This is a genomic window from Methylobacterium aerolatum (genome assembly GCF_022179085.1).
GTDB classification, from domain to species: Bacteria; Pseudomonadota; Alphaproteobacteria; order Rhizobiales; family Beijerinckiaceae; genus Methylobacterium; species Methylobacterium aerolatum.
In genome coordinates this window covers 299,928-319,188 of the sequence record NZ_BPQE01000004.1, presented here as the reverse complement: position 1 = coordinate 319,188, position 19,261 = coordinate 299,928, and the positions used below count along the sequence as shown (strand labels likewise).

The following is a 19,261-nucleotide window of genomic DNA, read 5'->3' as shown; positions in this document are numbered from 1 at the left end:
GTTGATTGCACTGCAGGCCGCCGGGCATCCCACGAAGGAAGCGTAACCGCCCCTCAGAACCCCACCTTGTCCCCACCCTTCAGCGCCAGAATTTCGCGCGCCTCGTCCGGCGTCGCGATCTGAAGGCCCAGTCCTTCGATGATGCTGCGCACCCGGCGGACCTGGGCGGCGTTGGTCTCGGCGAGCTTGCCGGGACCGTCCCAGAGGCTGTCCTCCAGCCCGACGCGGACGTTGCCGCCCATCGCGGCGGCCATGGCGGCAATGTTCATCTGGTTGCGGCCCGCGCCGAGAACCGACCAGCGGTAATTGTCGCCGAACAGCCGGTCCGCGGTGCGCTTCATGTGCATCACGTCGTCCGGATGCGCGCCGATGCCGCCCTGGAGGCCGAAGACGGTCTGGATGAACAGGGGTGCCTGCACCAAGCCACGGTCGAAGAAGTATTTGAGATTATAGAGATGCGCGGTGTCGTAGCACTCGAATTCGAACTTCGTTCCGTTCGGGCCACAGGTGGTGAGGATGTGCTCGATCTGACCGAAGGTGTTGCGGAAGATGATGTCCTTGTTGCCGAGGTAGTCCTTCTCCCACTGGTGCTTCAGGTCCTTGAAGCGGTCGAGCATCCCGAACAGGCCGAAATTCATCGAGCCGAGGTTGAGGGAAGCGACCTCCGGCTTGAAGGTCGCGGCGGGGCGCACGCGCTCCTCGATGCTCATGGTCGGCGCGCCGCCGGTGGTGAGGTTCACCACGCAGTTGGTGCGCTGCTTGATGACGGGCAGGAACTTCGCGAACGCCTCGGGGCTCTGGTCCGGCCGCCCGTCCTGCGGGTCGCGGGCATGGAGGTGGACGATGGCCGCGCCGGCCTCCGCCGCGCCGATGGCCGCGTCGGCGATCTCCTCCGGGCTGACCGGCAGGTGGGGGGACATGCTCGGCGTGTGGATCGCGCCCGTCACCGCGCAGGTGATGATGACTTTCCGCTGGCTGGCCATGATCAATCCTTCTGTTCGTTCTTGTGGGCGCGGAGTGCCGCGAGGCGGCGGTCGCGGCGCTGCATCCGCGCGGGGAGGTCGTCGGGGGCCTGCCATTGTCGCAGGATCGTGTCCACGGCGGGGGCCTCGTAGACCGAAGGCGCCGGGGGTTCGGCGGCGAGGCGCTTGTAGAAGCCGGTGTAGCGCCCGCAATAATCAGCGATGCCCCCGGGCGCATTGAGTTCGATGGTCTCGAACGGGCCCATGAAACTCCAGCGCAGGCCGAGCCCGTCCGCCACCGTCCGGTCGAGGTCCTGGGGCGTGACGTAGCCCTCGGAGGCGAGGCGGAAAGCTTCGGCCAGCAGCGCCCCTTGAAGGCGGTTGAGGATGAAGCCCTCGATCTCCTTCAGTACCGTGATCGGCACCTGCCCGATGGCTTCGTAGACCTCCCGGGCGCGGGTCAGCGCCGCCGGATCGGTCCAGGGCGCGCCGGAGATCTCGACGAGCGGGATCAGGTGCGGCGGGTTCACGGGATGGCCGATGAGGCAGCGCCCCCGGCCGGGCAGGCCTTCGGTGAAGAGCGAGCAACGGATGGCCGACGAGGAGGAGGCGATCACCGCCCCCGGCGGGGTGAGGGCGTCGAGCTCGGCGAAGAGCGCCTGCTTCACGTCGAGTAACTCGGGCCCATTCTCCTGCACGAAGGTGCAATCCGCCAGCGCCTCGGCGAGGCTCGCGACGGCGCGGATGCGCCCGGCGGCACCCGACGGATCGGGGCAGAGGCCGTTCGCCGCGAGGTTCTGCAGGCCGTCCGCGCAGAGCGGCACGGCGGAGGCAGCCACGCCCTCGGCCTTGTCGAACAGGCGCACGTTCCAGCCGGCGCGGGCGAAGATCATCGCCCAGGCCCGGCCGATCAGCCCGGAGCCGACGATTGCCGCGGTTTCGGTCATGGCGTGCTCCGTTTACCGTGTCCCCCTCCCCCTTGTGGGGAGGGGTTAGGGGTGGGGGTGGTGCCGGATTGAGTGGAGCGGTGCCGCCTGCACCACCCCCACCCCCGGCCCCTCCCCACAAGGGGGAGGGGAGGAGCGACGCGGCGTTCCCGTCTCCTCACAACCACAGCACCTTCCGCCGCAGCTCCTGATCCTCGCGCAGCGCCCGGGACTCGCCGGTCCACTGCACCGCGCCGCGCTCCAGGGCCACCGTGCGGTCCGAGAGGGCGAGCGCCAAATCGAGGTGGTGATCCACGATGACGATCGAGAGTTCCCGGCGCAGGCGGTCGAAGGCTTCGAACAGCTCCTCCGTCACGGCGGGGGAGAGGCCCTCGAAGGGCTCGTCCAGCAGGAGCAGGCGGGTGTCGCCGGAGAGCGCGCGGGCCACCGCCACCATCTGCTGCTCGCCGCCGGAGAGGCGGGCGGCGTCGACGGTCCAGCGTTCCTTGAGGCGCGGGAAGAATTCGAAAACCCGGTCCTCGTCCCAGTGGATGCCCGCGCCGGTGAGCCGCTTCAACCGGCCGAGGCCGAGGTTCTCCGCCACCGTCATCCCCGCGAACAGGGCGCGGCCCTGCGGCACGTAGCCGATGCCGAGGCGCGAGATCCGGTCCGGATGGAGCCCGGCGATGTCCTTCCCCCCGAGGGCGATCCGGCCGGAGGCGGGGGGCGCGATGCCGATGAGCGTCTTGAGGAGCGTCGACTTGCCCGCGCCGTTGCGGCCGAGCAGGGCGATCACCTCGCCTCGGCGCACGCTGAGGCTCACATCGTTCAGGATGTGCGACTTTCCGTAGAAGGTGTTCACCCCTTCCATGGCCAGGAGGGTGTCGCTCGCGGCGGCGCTGGTGCGGGGCTTGGCGGCGATCGCCGCGGTGCCGGAGCCGAGATAGACCGCCTGCACCTTCTCGTCGTCGCGGGCATCGGCCACGGAGCCGTCCACGAGCACGGCGCCGTCGGCCATCACCGTCACCCGGTCGGCAAGACGGAAGACGCGGTCGATGTCGTGCTCCACCAGCAGCACGGGAATGTCGGCCGAGAGCGCCTTGATGAGGTCGCCGACGCGCTCGCGCTCCGCCGCCGCGAGGCCCGCCAGCGGCTCGTCGAGGAGGAGGACGCGGGGCCGCGTGGCGAGCGCCAGCCCCATGTCGAGGAGGCGCTGGCCGCCATAGGACAGGCTCCCCGCCTCCGCCCGCTCGATTCCGGAAAGGCCGGTCCAGCGCAGCAACTCGGCGGTGTCGTCCTCGATCTCGCGGATCCCGAGCGCGTCCCGCCACGGGCTGAAATGCGAAGGATGCCGCGCCTGCACGGCGAGCCGCACGTTCTCCTGCACGGAGAGGCCGGGGAACAGGTTGGTGATCTGGAAGGAGCGGCCGATGCCGGCCTGCGTGATGGCGTGCGGCTCCAACCCGCCGACCTCCCGCCCGTCGAGGGTGACGCGGCCGGAATCCGGCCGGTAGAGGCCCGAGAGCAGGTTGAAGGCGGAGGTCTTGCCCGCGCCGTTGGGGCCGATCAGGGCATGGAGCGTCCGGTCCGCGACGGCGAAGGAGACGCCACGCACCGCCGCCACCGCGCCGAAGCTCTTGGCGATTCCCTCCGCGACGAGGACGGGGCCGGTGCCCTTGCCTTCCGCGATGAACCGCGCGGGCACCCGGCCGCTCGCCCCCGCCCGGCGGGCGGACATGGCCGCGCCCTCGTGTCCCACCTTGCGGAACGGCTTCAGCAGCCGCGTGCCGATGCCGACGAGCCCGTCCGGCGACAGGACGATGAAGGCGACGAACAGGAGCCCGAAATACAGCAGCCAGTCGCCCGTGTAGATCGATAGGAACTCCCGGAACAGGATGAAGAACAGCGCCCCGATGGCGGGGCCGAGGAAGGAGCGCATCCCGCCGATCACGGTCATGGCGAGGAGTTCGCCGGAGAAGGCGATGGAGATCGGGTCGGCGGAAGCGAAGCGGTGGTTGTAGGCCGAGAGCGCCCCGGCGAGCCCGGTGATGCTCGCCGACAGGACGAAGGCCGCGAGCTTGTAGCGCGTGGTGTCGTAGCCCAGGAACCCGGCCCGCTGGGTGTTCTCGCGGATCGCCACCAGCACCGTGCCCATGGGCGAGCGCCGGAAGCGCCAGAGGCCGAACAGCACCAGCGCGGCGATGCTCGCCGTCGCGGCGTAGAGGGCGCCGGGCGTGTCGAGCACGGCCCAGCGCTGCACGCCGCCGATGCCGTTCTCGCCGCCGGTCAGGTCGGTCCAGCGGAAGGCGATGGCGTAGAGCATCGCCGTCAGCGCCAGGGTCAGGAGCGAGAAGTACACGCCCCGCCGCCGCAGGATCAGTGCCCCGGCGGCGAGCGCGCAGCCGGCGGTGATGAGAAGGGCGCCGACGAGAGGCAGGGCCATGTCGCCCGGCAGGACCTTGGTCTGGAGGATCGCCACCGCATAGGCGCCGATGCCGAACCACGCCCCGTGGCCGAAGCTGACGAGCCCGGTCCAGCCGACGAGGATGTTGAGGCCGAGCACGGCGAGGGCGAAGATCACCACGTCGGTGGCGGTGATCAGGGTGAGGCCGATCGCGTCCAGCGCGAAGGGCAGGGCCACCAGGGCGGCGAGCGCGGCCCAAAGCTGGCGGCTCTCGCGGACGAGACCGCCGCGCTGGGGCGGGGCGAGGGGCAGGGCCCCGGCGGAACCGGACATGGCGCCTCTCACTCGAACCGGGCGATGTGTTCGCCGAACAGGCCCCTCGGCCGCAGCAGCAGCACGAGCACCATCAAGCCGTAGACCGCCGCCTCCGTGGCGGGCGGGTAGGCGTAGGCGGTGAGCCCGCGCACCACGCCGACGATCAGCGCCGCGAGCACCACGCCCCAGAACGAGCCGAGCCCGCCGATCACCACCACCACGAAGGCGAAGGTGAGGATCTCGGCCCCCATCGCGGGCTGCACGCCCGTCACCGGGGCCATCATCGTGCCGGCGAGGCCCGCGAGCCCCGTAGCGATAACGACGACCGCCGTCATGTACGGCTTCAGCGAGATGCCGAGGGCCGCCACCATGTCCGGGTTCTGCACGCCCGCGCGCACCACGCGGCCGAAGCTCGTCTTCTTCAGGAGGAGCCACAGGCCGAGCACGCAGACGAGCGCCACGGCGAGGATCGCCAGCCGGTAGCGGGAGTAGATCAGGTCGCCGATGAAGACCTGGCCCCGCAGCCAGGAGGGGATGCCGAAGGGCAGCGGCGCCGCGCCGAAGATCATCCGCAACGCCTGCTCGGCCACCATGGCGAGGCCGAAGGTGAGGAGGAGCCCGAGGGCCGGTTCGCCCCGGTAGAACCGCCGCAGCAGGAACCGCTCGATCACGAGGCCGATGAGCCCCACCGCCAGCGGCGAGGCGATGAGCGCCCCGCCGAAGCCGATTTCCGGCGCCAGCGCCACCGTGAGGTAGGCGCCGATGGCGTAGAACGCCCCGTGCGCCAGGTTCACGATGCCGCCGAGGCTGAAGATCAGCGACAGGCCGAGCGCGATCAGCAGGTACTGCACGCCGATCAGTAGGCCGTTGAGCACCTGCTCCAGGATGAAGACGAGCGTCATCGCCGCGCCCTCACGCCGGGAAAGTGCAGGCGTTCTCGTCCTTGGTGGTCGCCAGGATCTCCAGGCTCTCCCCGGGGCCGGGCAGGGGGCCCGTCGAGGTGAAGATGTCGTACTGGTTCTTGATCTGGTCCGCCGGCAGGGCGGTGATCGCGTACATCTCCTGCATCAGCTCATGGTCCCAGGGGCGGAAATAGCCTTCCCGCGCCTTGTGGATGTCGAACTTCGCGCCGCTCTCCAGATGCTCGACGATCTTGGTGGAGTCCGTCGACTTCAGGGTGTTCATCGACTGCGCCACGATCTTCATCGCCGTGTAGTCGCCCCAGGCCTGATTCTCGGGCGGGCGCTTGTACTTGGCCTTGAAGGCGGCCACGAATGTCTGCGCCGAGGGCGCCTCGACCCTATGGTGCCAGATCACCGGCCACGTGCCGAGGAAGTTGCCCTGGCCTGCGCCCCAGGCCAGCGCCGTATCGAAGCCGAATCCGGCGACCGGGTAGGGCAGGCCGAACTCGCTGTACTGCTTGAGGAAGTTGGTGATCTGCGCGCCCGCGAGGTTGCAGATCACCACGTCCGGCCGCGCCTGCCGGATCTTGAGGAGGAAGGGCGAGAAGTCGGTGAGCTCGGTGGGGATCAGGTCCTCGCCGGCGATTGTCGCGTCGTTGACCGCCAGGAACTTCTTGGCCTGCTTCAGGAGGTCGTGGCCGAAGGCGTAGTCGGCGGTGAGCGCGTAGACCTTCTTGCCCTTGATCAGGCCCTTGTCGAGGAGCGCCCGGCCGGCGGCGCGGACCATCATCGTGTTCTGCGCCTCGACGTGGAACATGTAGCGCTTGCAGTCGGCGCCGCGCAGGGCATCCGAATTGGCGCCGGTGTTGATGAACAGGATCTTCTCGCGGGTGGCCACCTGCGAGATGGCCAGCGCCGAGGCCGAGTTGATCTCACCCACGAGGCAGGCGACCTTGTCGCGCTGGATCATCCGCTCCGCCTTGGCCGAGGCGGTCTGCGGGTTCACGCTGTCCTCGCTGAGAAGCTCGACCTTGCGGCCGTTGATGCCGCCCGCCGCGTTGATCTCCTCCACGGCCAGTTGCGCCGCCTGCTGGGCGAACTCGCCGAGAGGTCCGAGGAAGCCGGTGCGCGGCGTCAGGTGGCCGATGCGGATCGCCTCCGCCTGGCCCTGGGCGAAGGCCGGCGCGGCGAGCGCCGGGGCGAGGAGGGTGGCACCGCCGGCACGCAGCACCGCGCGGCGGGAGATCGAATCACCGAACTGGCTCATGGCGTAGCGCTTCCCCTGCGGTTTCCTCCAGCCGGGCTCTGATGCGGCTCTGCGGCCGGCCCTAACTGTGATCACACATCACTAGCGCGATAGTGCAGGTTTCGTCTAGGGTCTGCACATGAATTCACGAACGGCCTTGGCGGAGCTGCCGCAGATCGAGCGGCGCACCCTGTCGGAGACGACCTACGACGCCCTGTCGGACCTGCTGGCCTCCGGGCGGCTCGCGCCGGGCGACCGGCTGTCCTTGCGCCAGACGGCGGCGGCGCTCGGCGTCTCGGTGATGCCGGTGCGGGAGGCGGTGAGCCGCCTCGTGGCGGACGGCGCCCTGGAGGTCGCCCCGAACCGGGCGGTCCGGGTGCCGATCATGAGCGCGGCCGGGTTCCGCGCCCTCGCCGAGACGCGCATGGCCATCGAGGGCATGGCCGCGAGCCGGGCGGCCGCGCAGCGCAGCCAGGGCCAGCTCGCGGCGATCCGCCGGGCCGAGGCCGCGTTCCGCCTCCTTGCGGAATCGGAGCGGCCCGACGGAGCGCGGGCCGTCGCGCTCAACCGTGACATCCACTTCGCGGTCTATGCCGCCTGCGGGCTCGATCCCCTGCGGGAGATCATCGCCCGCCTGTGGTTGAAAGCCGGGCCGATCATCAACCTCGACCTGCGGGCCCATCCCGCGCGCCTCGAACGGGGCTCGGCGGTGCGCCGCCACGCCGAGGTGCTGGCCGCCATCGAGGCCCGGAACGGCCCGGCGGCGGCAGCCGCCATCGCCGCCGATATCGACGACGCCGCGCAGTTCATCCTCTCGCGGGGCGGGCTGCGGGACGAGCCGTCGTGAGGAACGCGACGATCCTGAGCCGTCACACCGTCGTTGCGCGCACTGCGAAGCACCGACGGCACGCATGATCAACACGGGAGAACGACCTTATGGACCTCGGCCTCAACGGAATGCGCGTCCTCGTGACGGCGGGCGCGAACGGGATCGGGCGGGCCGTCGTCGATGCCTTCCTGGAGGAGGGCGCCCGCGTCTTCACCTGTGACGTGGACGAGGAGGCGCTGAACGGCCTGCCGACCGGCGTGGGCCATACCCGAACGGATGTGGGCGACCGCGCCCAGGTGGCCGCGATGATGGAGGCGGCGGTGGCCGACCTCGGCGGCCTCGACGTGCTGGTGAACAACGCCGGCATCGCCGGGCCCACGGGCCGCGTCGAGGAGATCGCGCCCGAGGAGTGGGACCGCTGCCTCACCATCTGCCTGACGAGCCAGTTCAACTGCGCCCGGCTCGCCGTGCCCCATCTCCGGGCGAGCGACAACGCCTCCATCGTCAACCTGTCCTCGGCGGCGGGGAAGTTCGGCTTCGCCCTGCGCAGCCCCTACGCCGCCGCGAAATGGGGCGTGATCGGCTTCACCAAGTCGCTGGCCATCGAGTTGGGCGAGGCGGGCATCCGCGTCAACGCGATCCTCCCAGGCCTCGTGGCGGGCGACCGGCAGCGGCGGGTGCTGGAGGCGAAGGCCCAGCAGCAGGGCACGAGCTATGCCGAGATGGAATCGCGGGCCTTCTCCTTCGTCTCGATGAAGGAATACGTCACCGCCCGCCAACTCGCGGACCAGATCCTGCTGCTGGCCTCCCACCGGGGCCGGACGATCTCGGGCCAGGCCATCTCGATCGACGGCGATACGCGGATGCTCTCCTGAACCGTCCCGCTCGGTGTCAGAATCATCGAACGAACAGGAGGATCCCGCGATGCGCCTTGCCGGCAAGAGAGCCCTCGTCACCGCCGCCGGCCAGGGGATCGGCCGGGCGAGCGCGCTGGCCATGGCCCGCGAGGGCGCGCAGGTGCTCGCGACCGACCTGCGGCCGGAGGCGCTGGCCACGCTCGACGGGGTCGCCAACCTCACCACGGCGCCCCTCGACGTGCTCGACCGCGCGCAGGTCGAGGCTTTGGCCGGCGGGACGGCGCGCTTCGACATCCTGTTCAACTGCGCGGGCATCGTCCACGCGGGCACGGTGCTGGAAGCGAGCGACGAGGAGTTCGACATGGGCGTCGCCCTCAACGTCCGGGCGATGGTCTGGACGATCCGCGCCGTGCTGCCGGGGATGCTGGAGGCCGGGGCGGGCAGCATCGTGAACATGGCGAGCGTCTGCGGCGCGGCCAGGGGCCTGCCGAACCGCTTCGTCTACGGCCTCACCAAGGCCGCCGTCGTCGGGCTCACCAAGTCGGTCGCCGCCGACTACGTGGCCAGGGGAATTCGCTGCAACTGCCTCTGTCCCGGCACGGTGGACACGCCCTCCCTCGCGGAGCGCATCGCCGCCTACGACGATCCCGCCGCCGCCCGCCGAGCCTTCATCGCCCGCCAGCCGATGGGCCGGCTCGCCCAGGCCGGGGAGATCGCGCCGCTGGTGGTCTTCCTGGCCTCCGACGAGGCGGCCTTCGTCACCGGCCAGAGCTACGGGATCGACGGCGGCATGACGATCTGAGAGGACCCTTCACCCGTCGGCGCGGGCATCGCGACGGGCTGACGGACGCGCTTTCGAGAAGCCTCTCCGCCCGGAGCGGACGGCACCCCGTGGCTGCGCGGCGCGATCACGCCGACCGGGCAGGCTTGATGGCGGCGAGGAACCGGTCGTAGGCGTCGGTCACCGCCCGCAGCCGCTCGAAATGCGGCAGGGCGCCGGTGGGCAGGCTGGTGATCAACCAGTTCGGGCGGTCGGCGAAGCGCGGTGCGAGGCGGAAATCGGTGAAGTCGCCCCGCTGCCCGTGCACCAGCCACACGGGCAGGCGGAGCCGCTCGTAGGCCAGCGTCGAATCCGTCGGGAAGAGGTGCCCGGCGATGAAGCAGTAGGGCGCGTGTTCCGCCCCCTGCTGGTGGGCGGCGAGGTAGCCGTAATCGAGCAGCCCCTCGTCGATCTTGGTCGCCCCGAAGGTCTTCTCCAGGAAGAAGCGCATGCTCGCCCGGCTGACCAAGGCGCCGAACAGGGTCGGCCCGAGGACCGGCCGGTCGAGGAGGCTGCGGACGACATCGCGGCCGCGATGCTCGTCCGGCGGCCCCTCGCCGGACAGGCGCCCGTCGAATCCCGTCGGGCTGACGAGGCCGAGCGAGGCGTAATCCCCCGGTCGCGCGAGATTCGCCTTGGCGAGGTAGGCCGCGGAGAGGGAGATCGCGATGGCGTCGATGGGCTCGCCGCCGTGCCGGGCGCGGATCTCCGCGACGACGGCATGGATGGCCTCAACCATCAGGCGCGGCGTGTAGCGCCGGCGGCTCCGCTCCGAGAAGCCGAAACCCGGCAGGTCGATGGCGTAGACCGGCCGGCTCTCGCGGTAGTGCAGGTAGAGCGGCCGCGTCTCGTAGGCGCTGCCGGCGGCATTGATCGAGTGGATCAGCAGGAGCGGGCGGCCAGGCCGCTCCGGCGATGCGTAGAAGGCGACGGCGCCGATCCGGGAGCCGTGGACGGTCTCGAGCGTACCGGGCAGGGCGCGGGGCAGGGCGGGCGGCGCCCCGCGCATGAGGTTGCGGGCCACGGCGAAGGCCCCGACTGTAGCTAGGAGGGTCACCAGAGTTCGGCCGGACGGTCGTGGCAAAAGGGACATCGCGCGGGTCGCGTTCCGGCACCCGGGACGGGCCCGCTCAACGCCGGTTCCTGCGGAAGGTGCCGGAGTCCGGCGCAGAGTAAACCAGATCGCGGCCGACCGCGAGAGTCCGCGGGCCGGGGCGGTCCTTTTCCGGCCGGACGATCGGACGCTTCGCCCCTCCAAGTCGACCCGCCGGCTCCTGCCTCAGACCCGCGCGCCTGGAGCGCGTGACGCCGCCCACGTGACCGCGCGCTCGCCTACCGCCGGGGCATCGATTTGGTCTAAACCTCCGCCGGCGCTTCCGTTTGGATGGACGCACGGGGAGGCATGCCGGGCGAGCGGCCGGGCACCGGCACCGTCGAACGGGCGGAGGGACCGGCGGAAGCGCCGTGGCCGGCGGCGGAGCGGAAGAAGTCCACCGTCGCCTCGTCCGCCTGCCATCCGCCGACGCGGGCGTTGACGAGCGCCTCCCTCGGACGGTTCGCGTAATAGGCGTAGGCGGCCTTCACGAAGGCCGCGCGGGTCATGGTCCGCGCCGGACCGGAGCGGGGGGTCTCGGCCTTGAAGAACAGGGCGCTGCCTTGAACCCCGTAATGCTGCGCGATCTCGGGATAGACCGGCCAGCTCCCCATGGACCCGAGGTCGTCGGGCATGAAGGCGTCGAGGTCGCACTCCTCGAAGGCGATACCCGATTGCGCCAGCAAACCACGGGCGATGTCGGCCACCACATACAACTTAGGATGGTTGATCGAGTGCATGAAGCAGCCCCGGCGCGGCCAGCGGGTCAGAGCAGCGTCGAGGTCGAAGCCGGCATCCCGGCCGAGCTGGCGCTGGGCCGCCACGGATCCCGTCCAGAACTCGAAATAGCCCAGGCGCTCGAATACCGCCTCGGTGAAGAGCCGCAGCGCCTGCGCCTCGGAGAAACCCGCGAGATAGGCGTAGAGCGTCACGGCCGAGTGCGAATGGCCCATCGGGCCGGAGACGAGGCCCCCGAGAGTCGCCGCATCGAGCTTGCCGACATGCACGAGATCCGGGTGGTAGGCCGGAAACATCAGGGTGGGGATGATCCGCACGTTCGGCCGGGCGGCGAGGTCGGTGATCGTGCCATCGTCCCGGAAGGGCGGCAGGTAGACGTTCGTGAACACCTTGTCGTAGCGGTCGGTCGTGCCGATCAGGTCCGCCAAGCGCCGGTGGCGGCGGGCCGCCGTGAAGGCCGAGACGAAGTCGATCCGCGCCTCGGGGAGGAGGTAGCGCATCACCCGGGCGACGGCGCCGCCCTGGCAGACCCCGATCACCAGGATTCGGGGCGACCCCTTCCGCTCCCGGCCCACCTGCCTGAGGCGATACTGCGCGCGTAAGAGGAGGTCCCGACCGAACATCGTCCGTGCATGACATGTCCGGTTGCGGCGATCAAACGGATCGGGCCGGGACGCCGTGGCCCTCAGGCCATCGCCGCCTCGATCTCGCCGGAGAGCTCCAGCCACTCCTCCTCGGCGGCCGCCAACGCGCCCGCCGCGTCGGCGCGCATCTTGGCGATCTCGCCCGCCTTGGCGGGGTTTTCACGGAAGGCGGAGCCGTCCTCCAGCGCCGCATCGATCTTCTGGATCGCCGCCGTGAGCTTGGTCATCCGGGCCTCCAGGGCGTCGAGCTTCTTGCGCAGCGGCGCCACCGCCGCCCGGCGCTCCACCCCGGCCCGGCGCGCCTCGGCCTTCTGGCCGCCCGCCGGCTCGGCGGCGCGGTCGTCGTCCTTGTCGGGCCCGGCGAGGACGAGGCGGCGGTAGTCGTCCATGTCTCCGTCGAAGGTTTTCACCGAGCCCTCCGAGACGAGCCACAGCCGGTCGGCGCAGGCCTCGATCAGGAAGCGGTCGTGGCTCACGAGGATGACCGCGCCCTCGTAATCGTTGATCGCCTCCACGAGCGCTTGGCGGCTCTCGATGTCGAGGTGGTTCGTCGGCTCGTCGAGGATCAGCAAATGCGGGCCGTGGAAGGCTGCGAGCCCCATCAGCAGCCGGGCCTTCTCGCCGCCGGAGAGCTTCTCCACCGGGGTGTCGGCCTTGGCCGCGCCGAAGCCGAGGCGCGCGGTAGCCGCCCGGACCTTCGCCTCCGGCACGTCCGGCATGATCGTGCGGACATGGGCGTAGGCGCTCTCCGCCGGGCGCAGTTCGTCGAGCTGGTGCTGGGCGAAGTATGCGACATCCATCTTGGACGAGCGCTTCATCTCGCCAGCCAGCGGCGCCATCCGCCCGCCGATCAGCTTGCAGAAGGTCGACTTGCCGTTGCCGTTGGCGCCGAGGAGGGCCACCCGGTCGTCCGGGGCGAGGCTGAGGTTGAGGCCGGACAGGACCACCCGCTCGCCGTAGCCGGCCTTCACCCGGTCCATCGCGACGATGGGCGGGGAGAGGGGCTTCTCCGGGCTCGGCAGGTGGATCACCGGCACGTCGTCCTCGATCAGGGCGGCGATGGGCTCCATCTTGGCGAGCCGCTTCATGCGCGATTGCGCCTGCCGGGCCTTGGTCGCCTTGGCCTTGAAGCGGTCGATGAAGCTCTGGAGATGCGCCCGCTCCGCGTCCTGCTTCACCTTGGCCTTGGCCTGGAGCGACCGCTTCTCGGCGAGCTGCCGGGCGAAGCTGGTGTAGCCGCCCCGGTAGATCGTGAGCTTGCCCCGGTCGAGGTGCAGGATGTGATCGACGGAGGTGTCCAGCAGGTCGCGGTCGTGGCTGATCACGATCGCGGTGCGCGGGTAGCGTTCGAGGTAGTCGTAGAGCCAGAGCGTCCCCTCGATGTCGAGGTAGTTGGTCGGCTCGTCGAGGAGGAGCAGGTCCGGCTCGGAGAACAGCACGGCGGCGAGCGCCACGCGCATCCGCCATCCACCCGAGAAATCCGAGCAGGGCCGCGCCTGCGCCGCCGCGTCGAAGCCGAGGCCGTGGAGGATCGCCGCCGCCCGGGCCGGAGCCGAATGGGCGCCGATATCCACGAGGCGCGTCTCGATCTCGGCCCGGCGCAGGCCGTCGGCGTTCTCCGCCTCCGCCATCAGCCGGGCGCGCTCGGTGTCGGCGGCGAGCACGACCGCGTGGAGGGTCTCCGGCCCGGCCGGGGCCTCCTGCGCCATCGCGCCGATCCGCATCCCCTTGGGCAGGGAGACCGCCTTCGCATCCACCGGCAGGTCGCCGAGAATCGCCTTGAACAGCGTGGTCTTGCCCGCGCCGTTGCGCCCCACGAGACCGACGCGGGCGCCCTCGGGGATCGTGAAGTTCGCCCCGTCGAGAATCAGGCGGTCGCCGATGCGATAGGTCAGGTCGTTGACGCGCAGCATGGCCGCCTTCTGGACGGGCCCGCGCGGCGAGGCAAGAGAGGGCGAGGCCCCTGCGGCCGGCGCCGGGGCTTCCCGTCCCGCGGCCCTGGGAGTGACGGCAACGCACGCCCCGCCGCCCGTGAAACGAGGATAGTCGCGAAGGGCGCCGGGACCTCGCCCGCGTCGCCGCCGGGGCGGTGAGAATCGGCCGGCCTCAGGCCAGTTCCCACGCGCCGGCGTCGCGCATCAGCGCCGCGACGAGCAGATGGTTGAGGGCATGGCAGGTGTGGTGCGCCTCGACCCGTGCCGCCACGGGATGGCCGACCAGGGCGAGATCCCCGGTGATGTCGAGGACCCGGTGCCGGACGAGTTCGTCGGGCATCCTCAATCCGCCGATCACCCGGTTGCCGATCAGTAGCGCGGCCGATTTGGGCCCGCACCCCTGGAGGAGGGGCTTGCGCGTCATGTAGCCGTAGGTGCGCCCGGCCATGACCCGGAGGAAGCGGCCGAAGCTGCGGGAGGGGGCGATCTCGCGGGCAAAGGTCTCGGGTCCGACCGGGCCGGACCATGCGAAGGACCCGCAGTGCCTCAGCGCGATATGGGCGGACACCGCGAAGCCGCGCCCGGGGTCGATGGCGAGGCGGCGGTGGCTGTCCGCCACCTCCACCCGGCGCAGCACACGCAGGGTCCGGACCGGGGCCTCCTGCTCCACGCGACCGGCCGCCGCGATCCCCTCGCACCAGGGCGTCGCACTCCCGTCGAAGATCGGCAGTTCCTCCGCGTCGATCTCGATCAGTGCGTTGTCGATCCAGGCGGCGTAGAGGGCCGCCATCAGATGCTCCACCGTCCGCACCAGCACGCTCCCATGCCCGAGGGCGGTGCAGGCCGGTTGGGGATGCTGATACCGCCAGAGAGCCGGGACCTCTTCGATGCGGGAATTCTTGAGACGGCGCCTGAACACGATTCCGTGTCCGACCGGCGCCGGCATCACCCGTACGGTGGCGGTCAGGCCCGTGTGGAGTCCCCGGCCGGAGAGCGCGAAAGCCGCAGCGAGCGTCGCCTGAGGGCGCGCCATGGCTTCGTCGGGCTTCCTCATGGTCGTCTCGAAGTACCCCACCGTCTTGGCGGCCCCCCCGGGCTTTCGCCCCTTAGGCCGCGATTCACCTCAAAGAAAGAGCCCTTTCATCACGGGTGCTTGACCGTGCGCGGTCAGGCGGCCACGATCGGACCGAGCCCAGCCCTTTGCACGAGGTGACCGTCACACGGGATCATGCCCGAAGGCGCCGACCGGCGAGCGTTCAGGGTGGTGGCGGTTGAAGCAGCGGTGGGGCGGCGTTGATGGCACGGCTGGGGACCATACCCTTCTTCAAGGATGCCGGCATCGAACTCGCGCCCTTCGAGACCCGCTGCCACTGGCGCCGCTTCGACGAGAACGAGACCCTCGTCGACTTCGACGACATCTCCACGGACGTCTACTTCATCGCCACGGGGGAGGTGCGCATCCTCAACCGGACCCAGTCCGGCAAGGAGGTGATCCTCGGCGAGATGCGCGGCGGCGCCTTCTTCGGGGAGCTGGCCGCCATCGACGGCATCGGCCGCTCGGCCAACGTGAGCGCGCTCACCCGCGGCGAGGTCTGCGTCGTGCCGGCGGCCGTGTTCCGGCAGATCGTCTTCGCCTCGGAGGCCATCGCGGACCGACTGATGCGGCTGCTCGCCAAGCGCGTGCGCGAGTTGAACACCCGCCTGATGGAGCACGCGCTCCTCGACCTGCGCCACAGGCTCTACGCGGAGTTGCTGCGCCTGTCCGTGCCGCGGGCGGGCACGGAGGGCGAGCGGGTCGTCACCCCGCCGCCCTACCACCACGTGCTCGCCGCGCGTATCGGCTGCCGCCGGGAGCAGGTGACGCGAGAGTTCACGGCCATGGCGGCCGAGGGGCTGGTCGACCGCACGCGCGGCGCCCTCGTCCTGCGGCGGCCGGATCTGCTGGAGGCGCGCGTCGCCGAGGCCCTGCGCGAGGATTCCTGACGCCTTGGGCGATCCGGCGCCGCACCTCGACACGGCGGGCCTCACCCTGCGGGGCCTCACGAAGCGCTTCGGCACCCATCTCGCCGTGGACGGGATCGACCTCGCGCTCTCGGAGGGAGAGTTCTTCTGCCTCCTCGGCCCCTCAGGCTGCGGCAAGAGCACCCTGCTGCGCATGATCGCCGGGTTCGAGCCCCCGAGCGCGGGGACGATCCGCCTCGGCGGCCAGGACATCACCGGCCTGCCGCCGCACCGCCGGCCGGTGAACATGATGTTCCAGTCCTACGCCCTGTTTCCGCACATGAGCGTGGCGGCCAACATCGGCTACGGCCTCAAGGGGAGGCCGCGGGCCGAGGCGGCGGCGCGGGTGGACGGCCTGCTGCGCCTGGTGCGGCTGGACGGTCTCGGCGACCGCCGCCCCGAAACCCTGTCGGGCGGCCAACGGCAGCGGGTGGCCCTGGCCCGCGCGCTGGCGCGGGAGCCCGGCCTCCTCCTGCTCGACGAACCGCTGGGCGCCCTGGACCGCGGCCTGCGCGAGGAGACGCAGGGCGAACTCCGCGCCGTCCAGCGGCGGTTGCGCACCGGCTTCGTCGTCGTGACCCACGACCCCGAGGAGGCGATGATGCTCGCGGACCGGATCGGCGTGATGGAACGGGGCCGCCTCGTGCAGGTCGGCCCCCCGGCGGAGCTCTACCGGCGCCCGGCGAGCCGCTACGTGGCCGGCCTCCTCGGCGACGTGAACCTCATCCCCGGCCGCCTCGGCCCCGCCTCCCCGGACGGAACCCGCGCGGTCGTCACCGTCCACGGTACCGTGCGGGCGACGGACGGCGGCTCCTCCCCGGCGGAGGGCGCGGAGGTGGTGGTCGCCGTGCGGCCCGAGAGCGTCCGCCTCGGCGCGGAGGGCCTGCCAGCGACCGTCCTCGACGCGACCTTCCTGGGGGACCGGGTGCGGCGGGGCCTGCGCCTTCCCGACGGATCGGCCCTGCGGGCGAGCGCCCCGCCCGGCGACGGACCGGAGCCGGGAGCCGCGACGCGGCTGTCCTTCGCGCCGGCCGACGCCGTGATCCTCCCGGCTTGAGGCCGCGCCGATGGCCGCCCCCCGTCCCGACCGGATCGCCGCCCGCCTCGTGCGGTTGCCCCCTCTCCTGTGGCTCTGCGCGTTCTTCCTGCTGCCCTTCGCGATCACGCTGAAGATCAGCCTCTCCGAGCCGGCCACCGCGATCCCGCCCTACCTGCCCGTCCTCGATTGGCAGGGCGGCCTCGACGGATGGTCGAGCTTCCTCGAGGCGCTCAACTTCACCAACTATCTCACCCTGGCGCGGGACGACCTTTACCAAGCGGCGACCCTGGGCTCCCTGGCCTATGCGGGCGCCGCCACGGCGCTCCTCGTCCTCCTCGGCACGCCGATCGCCTATGCCCTGGCGAGGGCGCCCCGGCGCTGGCAGCCGGTGCTCGTCGCCCTCGTGGTGGTCCCGTTCTGGACGAGCTTCCTGATCCGCATCTACGCCTGGATCGCCATCCTGAAGCAGGAGGGGCTCGCCAACCTCGTTCTGCTGAAGCTCGGGGTGATCGCCCACCCCCTCGTGATCCTGAACACCGATGCGGCGGTGATGATCGGCCTGACCTACGCCTACCTGCCCTTCATGGTCCTGCCCCTCTACGCGGTGATGGACCGGCTCGACCCGAGCCTGCGGGAGGCCGCCGCCGACCTCGGGGCGAGCCCGGCGCGGATCTTCTGGACCGTCACCCTCCCGCTGAGCCTGCCCGGCATCGCGGCGGGCGCGGCCCTGTGCTTCGTGCCGATGGTGGGCGAGTTCGTGATCCCCGACCTCCTCGGCGGCTCCGAGACGCTGATGCTCGGCCGGGTGCTGTGGAGCGAGTTCTTCTCCAACCGCGACTGGCCGCTGGCGGCGGCCGTGGCCGTGCTGCTGCTCGCCATCGTCGTCGGCCCGGTGGTGCTGTTCCGGGAGAGCCTGCGCGGCGGGGAGGACACTCCATGACCGCCGTGACGCGGACGGCGCTGACCCTCGGCCTCGCCTTCCTCTACGCGCCGATCGCCGTGCTGGTGGCCTACTCCTTCAACGCCTCGAACCTCGTGACCGTCTGGGGCGGGTTCTCGCTCCGGTGGTACGCGGCCCTGTTCTCCGATGCACCGCTCATCGCCAGCGCCCTCGTGTCCCTGGAGGTTGCGATCCTCGCGAGCCTCATCGCGACGATCCTCGGCACCCTGGCGGCGCTCGCCTTCGAGCGGCACGGCCGGTTCCGGGGTCGGGCGCTGTTCACCGGCCTCGTCTACGGGCCGATGGTGATGCCGGAGGTGATGATCGGCCTGTCGCTTCTCCTGACCTTCATCGGCATCGGCCTCGACCGGGGCATCGCCACCATCGTCATCGCCCACGCCACCTTCTGCACGGGGTTCGTCGCGGTGGTGGTCTCGGCGCGGCTGCGCGGGATGGACCGGACGCTGGAGGAGGCGGCGGCCGACCTCGGCGCGGGACCCTGGCGCGTGCTCGCCACCATCACCCTACCGCTCCTCGCCCCCGCCATCCTCGCGGGCGGCCTCCTCGCCTTCACCCTGTCCCTGGACGACCTGGTGATCGCGAGCTTCGTCTCCGGCCCCGGCGCGACGACCCTGCCGATGCGCCTCTACAGCCAAGTGCGGCTGGGGGTTAACCCGGAAATCAACGCGGCCTCGACGCTCCTCGTCGGGCTCATCACCCTCGCGGTGCTCGCCGCCTCGTGGCTGACCGCACGACGGGGCGGGGCGGGGGGTTAGCGCGGTCGGCGACCCGATCGGGTCCGGCCGCCGCAAGGCCACTCCCTCCGTGCGGTTTCGCACAGTCTGACGTTCACGCCGTGGCTATGGCTGCGAAACCGTGCCGCTTCCGGGCGGCAATCCTTCAAGGTCCACCACCATGAAGAGCCGATCCGGCCTCCTCACCCTCGGCGCCATTCTGGCGTTTTTGCCGGTCACGGCCGAGGCGCGGCCGCTGCACCACCGCCATCACGCGTCCGTCAGGGACGTCCCCGCCCCAGCGGCGGCCCGCAACGCGGCCGTCGACCGCTTCTCGGCCCGGATGAGCCGCCTCGATGCCCTGATGGGCACCGAGCGAACGGCCCGGACCCGCTCGGCCAACGCCCTGGCCTACTGAATTCGCGCGTAGCGCCCTGCGGCTCCCCCTGCGCCGACCGGTGCGATCCGCCCCGTCATCGAGGGATGACGTGGCGGTGGGCGCTTGTTGTCGAAGCGCCGCGACCTATCATCGCTTGTACGGATTATTGAGTCCGGCTTCACAGCGGGAGGGTCGTCACCGTGGCGTACTTCATCGGCATCGCCTGTCCATGGATCCTCGTGGTGCTCCTGGACCGGATCGCGGAAGGGCGCCGCAACGCGGAACTGTCCGCCCTCGGCGTGACGCCGGAGCCGGCCACCGCCCGGTCCGCCTACATCCTGAAGCCCGACCGGCCTTACTGAGGCGTTGCCCGGCACGCGGTCTCTGAGAGCGCAAGCGTCGCCCCGCGCCTCGGGACCTCATCCTGAATGTCCGGTCGGAGAGGTCGTCGCCCTCTCCGTCATTGCGAGCGCAGCGAAGCCATCCAGGGATACGCCA

Annotated in this window: 18 protein-coding genes; 9 read left to right on the top strand and 9 right to left on the bottom strand. The window is 71.0% G+C overall.

Going from position 1 to position 19,261, the window contains the following annotated elements:
- Positions 1-53: 53 nt before the first annotated feature.
- The 5 genes from kce to MFF06_RS03905 all read right to left on the bottom strand — a co-directional run bounded on the left by kce (position 54) and on the right by MFF06_RS03905 (position 6,776).
- Complete coding sequence (gene kce, locus MFF06_RS03925) at positions 54-983, bottom strand: 3,5-dioxohexanoate:acetyl-CoA acetone transferase (protein ID WP_238201687.1); 930 nt, start codon at positions 981-983, stop codon at positions 54-56.
- Between the two features lie 2 nt (positions 984-985).
- Complete coding sequence (locus MFF06_RS03920; protein WP_238201686.1) at positions 986-1,909, bottom strand: 3-hydroxyacyl-CoA dehydrogenase; 924 nt, start codon at positions 1,907-1,909, stop codon at positions 986-988.
- Between the two features lie 157 nt (positions 1,910-2,066).
- Positions 2,067-4,625, bottom strand: a complete 2,559-nt coding sequence (locus tag MFF06_RS03915; protein ID WP_238201685.1) for a branched-chain amino acid ABC transporter ATP-binding protein/permease — start codon at positions 4,623-4,625, stop codon at positions 2,067-2,069.
- An 8-nt stretch (positions 4,626-4,633) separates the two neighbouring features.
- Positions 4,634-5,509, bottom strand: a complete 876-nt coding sequence (locus MFF06_RS03910; RefSeq protein ID WP_238201684.1) for a branched-chain amino acid ABC transporter permease — start codon at positions 5,507-5,509, stop codon at positions 4,634-4,636.
- A 10-nt stretch (positions 5,510-5,519) separates the two neighbouring features.
- Positions 5,520-6,776: an ABC transporter substrate-binding protein gene (locus MFF06_RS03905; RefSeq protein WP_238201683.1), complete on the bottom strand. Its 1,257-nt coding sequence runs from the start codon at positions 6,774-6,776 to the stop codon at positions 5,520-5,522.
- Between the two features lie 118 nt (positions 6,777-6,894).
- Between MFF06_RS03905 and MFF06_RS03900 the strand changes: the two genes are divergently transcribed.
- From MFF06_RS03900 to MFF06_RS03890, 3 genes are all read left to right on the top strand, one after another.
- Positions 6,895-7,602, top strand: a complete 708-nt coding sequence (locus tag MFF06_RS03900) for a GntR family transcriptional regulator (RefSeq protein WP_238201682.1) — start codon at positions 6,895-6,897, stop codon at positions 7,600-7,602.
- A gap of 89 nt (positions 7,603-7,691) precedes the next feature.
- Entirely contained in the window at positions 7,692-8,459 is a 768-nt protein-coding gene (locus tag MFF06_RS03895; protein WP_238201681.1) for an SDR family oxidoreductase, read from the top strand.
- A 49-nt stretch (positions 8,460-8,508) separates the two neighbouring features.
- Positions 8,509-9,243, top strand: coding sequence for an SDR family oxidoreductase (locus tag MFF06_RS03890; protein WP_238201680.1), 735 nt, complete (start codon positions 8,509-8,511; stop codon positions 9,241-9,243).
- Between the two features lie 106 nt (positions 9,244-9,349).
- Here MFF06_RS03890 and MFF06_RS03885 read toward each other — a convergent pair whose 3' ends face one another.
- The 4 genes from MFF06_RS03885 to MFF06_RS03870 form a co-directional block, all read right to left on the bottom strand.
- Positions 9,350-10,354: an alpha/beta fold hydrolase gene (locus MFF06_RS03885; protein WP_370876572.1), complete on the bottom strand. Its 1,005-nt coding sequence runs from the start codon at positions 10,352-10,354 to the stop codon at positions 9,350-9,352.
- Between the two features lie 263 nt (positions 10,355-10,617).
- Entirely contained in the window at positions 10,618-11,631 is a 1,014-nt protein-coding gene (locus MFF06_RS03880) for a WcbI family polysaccharide biosynthesis putative acetyltransferase (protein ID WP_238201679.1), read from the bottom strand.
- A gap of 146 nt (positions 11,632-11,777) precedes the next feature.
- Positions 11,778-13,649 carry an ABC-F family ATP-binding cassette domain-containing protein gene (locus MFF06_RS03875; protein ID WP_238201678.1) on the bottom strand — a complete coding sequence of 624 codons (1,872 nt, stop codon included), beginning with the start codon at positions 13,647-13,649 and terminating at the stop codon, positions 11,778-11,780.
- Positions 13,650-13,842: 193 nt separating this feature from the next.
- Positions 13,843-14,724, bottom strand: a complete 882-nt coding sequence (locus MFF06_RS03870) for a UDP-3-O-acyl-N-acetylglucosamine deacetylase (protein ID WP_238201677.1) — start codon at positions 14,722-14,724, stop codon at positions 13,843-13,845.
- A gap of 242 nt (positions 14,725-14,966) precedes the next feature.
- On the opposite strand from MFF06_RS03870, the gene MFF06_RS03865 reads away from it, so the two are divergent.
- The 6 genes from MFF06_RS03865 (at position 14,967) to MFF06_RS03840 (ending at position 19,125) form a co-directional block, all read left to right on the top strand.
- The gene (locus MFF06_RS03865; protein ID WP_238201676.1) at positions 14,967-15,653 is read left to right on the top strand and encodes a Crp/Fnr family transcriptional regulator; all 687 of its coding nucleotides are present in this window, start codon (positions 14,967-14,969) and stop codon (positions 15,651-15,653) included.
- A gap of 4 nt (positions 15,654-15,657) precedes the next feature.
- Positions 15,658-16,728 (top strand): ABC transporter ATP-binding protein, encoded by a 1,071-nt coding sequence (locus MFF06_RS03860; protein ID WP_238201675.1) that lies wholly within the window; start codon positions 15,658-15,660, stop codon positions 16,726-16,728.
- Between the two features lie 10 nt (positions 16,729-16,738).
- The gene (locus MFF06_RS03855) at positions 16,739-17,650 is read left to right on the top strand and encodes an ABC transporter permease (RefSeq protein WP_238201674.1); all 912 of its coding nucleotides are present in this window, start codon (positions 16,739-16,741) and stop codon (positions 17,648-17,650) included.
- A complete protein-coding gene (locus MFF06_RS03850; protein WP_238201673.1) occupies positions 17,647-18,426 on the top strand; it encodes an ABC transporter permease in 780 nt (259 codons plus the stop codon). The genes MFF06_RS03855 and MFF06_RS03850 overlap by 4 nt, the downstream gene beginning before the upstream one ends.
- Positions 18,427-18,565: 139 nt before the next feature.
- Entirely contained in the window at positions 18,566-18,802 is a 237-nt protein-coding gene (locus tag MFF06_RS03845) for a hypothetical protein (protein ID WP_238201672.1), read from the top strand.
- A 161-nt stretch (positions 18,803-18,963) separates the two neighbouring features.
- Positions 18,964-19,125, top strand: a complete 162-nt coding sequence (locus MFF06_RS03840) for a hypothetical protein (protein ID WP_238201671.1) — start codon at positions 18,964-18,966, stop codon at positions 19,123-19,125.
- Positions 19,126-19,261 lie beyond the last annotated feature (136 nt).

Coding starts and splice junctions, on each gene's coding strand:
- MFF06_RS03855 (WP_238201674.1), top strand. CDS start 16,739: ATGGCCGCCCCCCGTCCCGACCGGATCGCCGCCCGCCTCGTGCGGTTG.
- MFF06_RS03875 (WP_238201678.1), bottom strand. CDS start 13,649: ATGCTGCGCGTCAACGACCTGACCTATCGCATCGGCGACCGCCTGATT.
- MFF06_RS03870 (WP_238201677.1), bottom strand. CDS start 14,724: ATGAGGAAGCCCGACGAAGCCATGGCGCGCCCTCAGGCGACGCTCGCT.
- MFF06_RS03905 (WP_238201683.1), bottom strand. CDS start 6,776: ATGAGCCAGTTCGGTGATTCGATCTCCCGCCGCGCGGTGCTGCGTGCC.
- MFF06_RS03845 (WP_238201672.1), top strand. CDS start 18,566: ATGAAGAGCCGATCCGGCCTCCTCACCCTCGGCGCCATTCTGGCGTTT.
- MFF06_RS03900 (WP_238201682.1), top strand. CDS start 6,895: ATGAATTCACGAACGGCCTTGGCGGAGCTGCCGCAGATCGAGCGGCGC.
- MFF06_RS03915 (WP_238201685.1), bottom strand. CDS start 4,625: ATGTCCGGTTCCGCCGGGGCCCTGCCCCTCGCCCCGCCCCAGCGCGGC.
- MFF06_RS03890 (WP_238201680.1), top strand. CDS start 8,509: ATGCGCCTTGCCGGCAAGAGAGCCCTCGTCACCGCCGCCGGCCAGGGG.
- MFF06_RS03920 (WP_238201686.1), bottom strand. CDS start 1,909: ATGACCGAAACCGCGGCAATCGTCGGCTCCGGGCTGATCGGCCGGGCC.
- MFF06_RS03895 (WP_238201681.1), top strand. CDS start 7,692: ATGGACCTCGGCCTCAACGGAATGCGCGTCCTCGTGACGGCGGGCGCG.
- MFF06_RS03910 (WP_238201684.1), bottom strand. CDS start 5,509: ATGACGCTCGTCTTCATCCTGGAGCAGGTGCTCAACGGCCTACTGATC.
- MFF06_RS03885 (WP_370876572.1), bottom strand. CDS start 10,354: ATGTCCCTTTTGCCACGACCGTCCGGCCGAACTCTGGTGACCCTCCTA.
- kce (WP_238201687.1), bottom strand. CDS start 983: ATGGCCAGCCAGCGGAAAGTCATCATCACCTGCGCGGTGACGGGCGCG.
- MFF06_RS03850 (WP_238201673.1), top strand. CDS start 17,647: ATGACCGCCGTGACGCGGACGGCGCTGACCCTCGGCCTCGCCTTCCTC.
- MFF06_RS03865 (WP_238201676.1), top strand. CDS start 14,967: ATGGCACGGCTGGGGACCATACCCTTCTTCAAGGATGCCGGCATCGAA.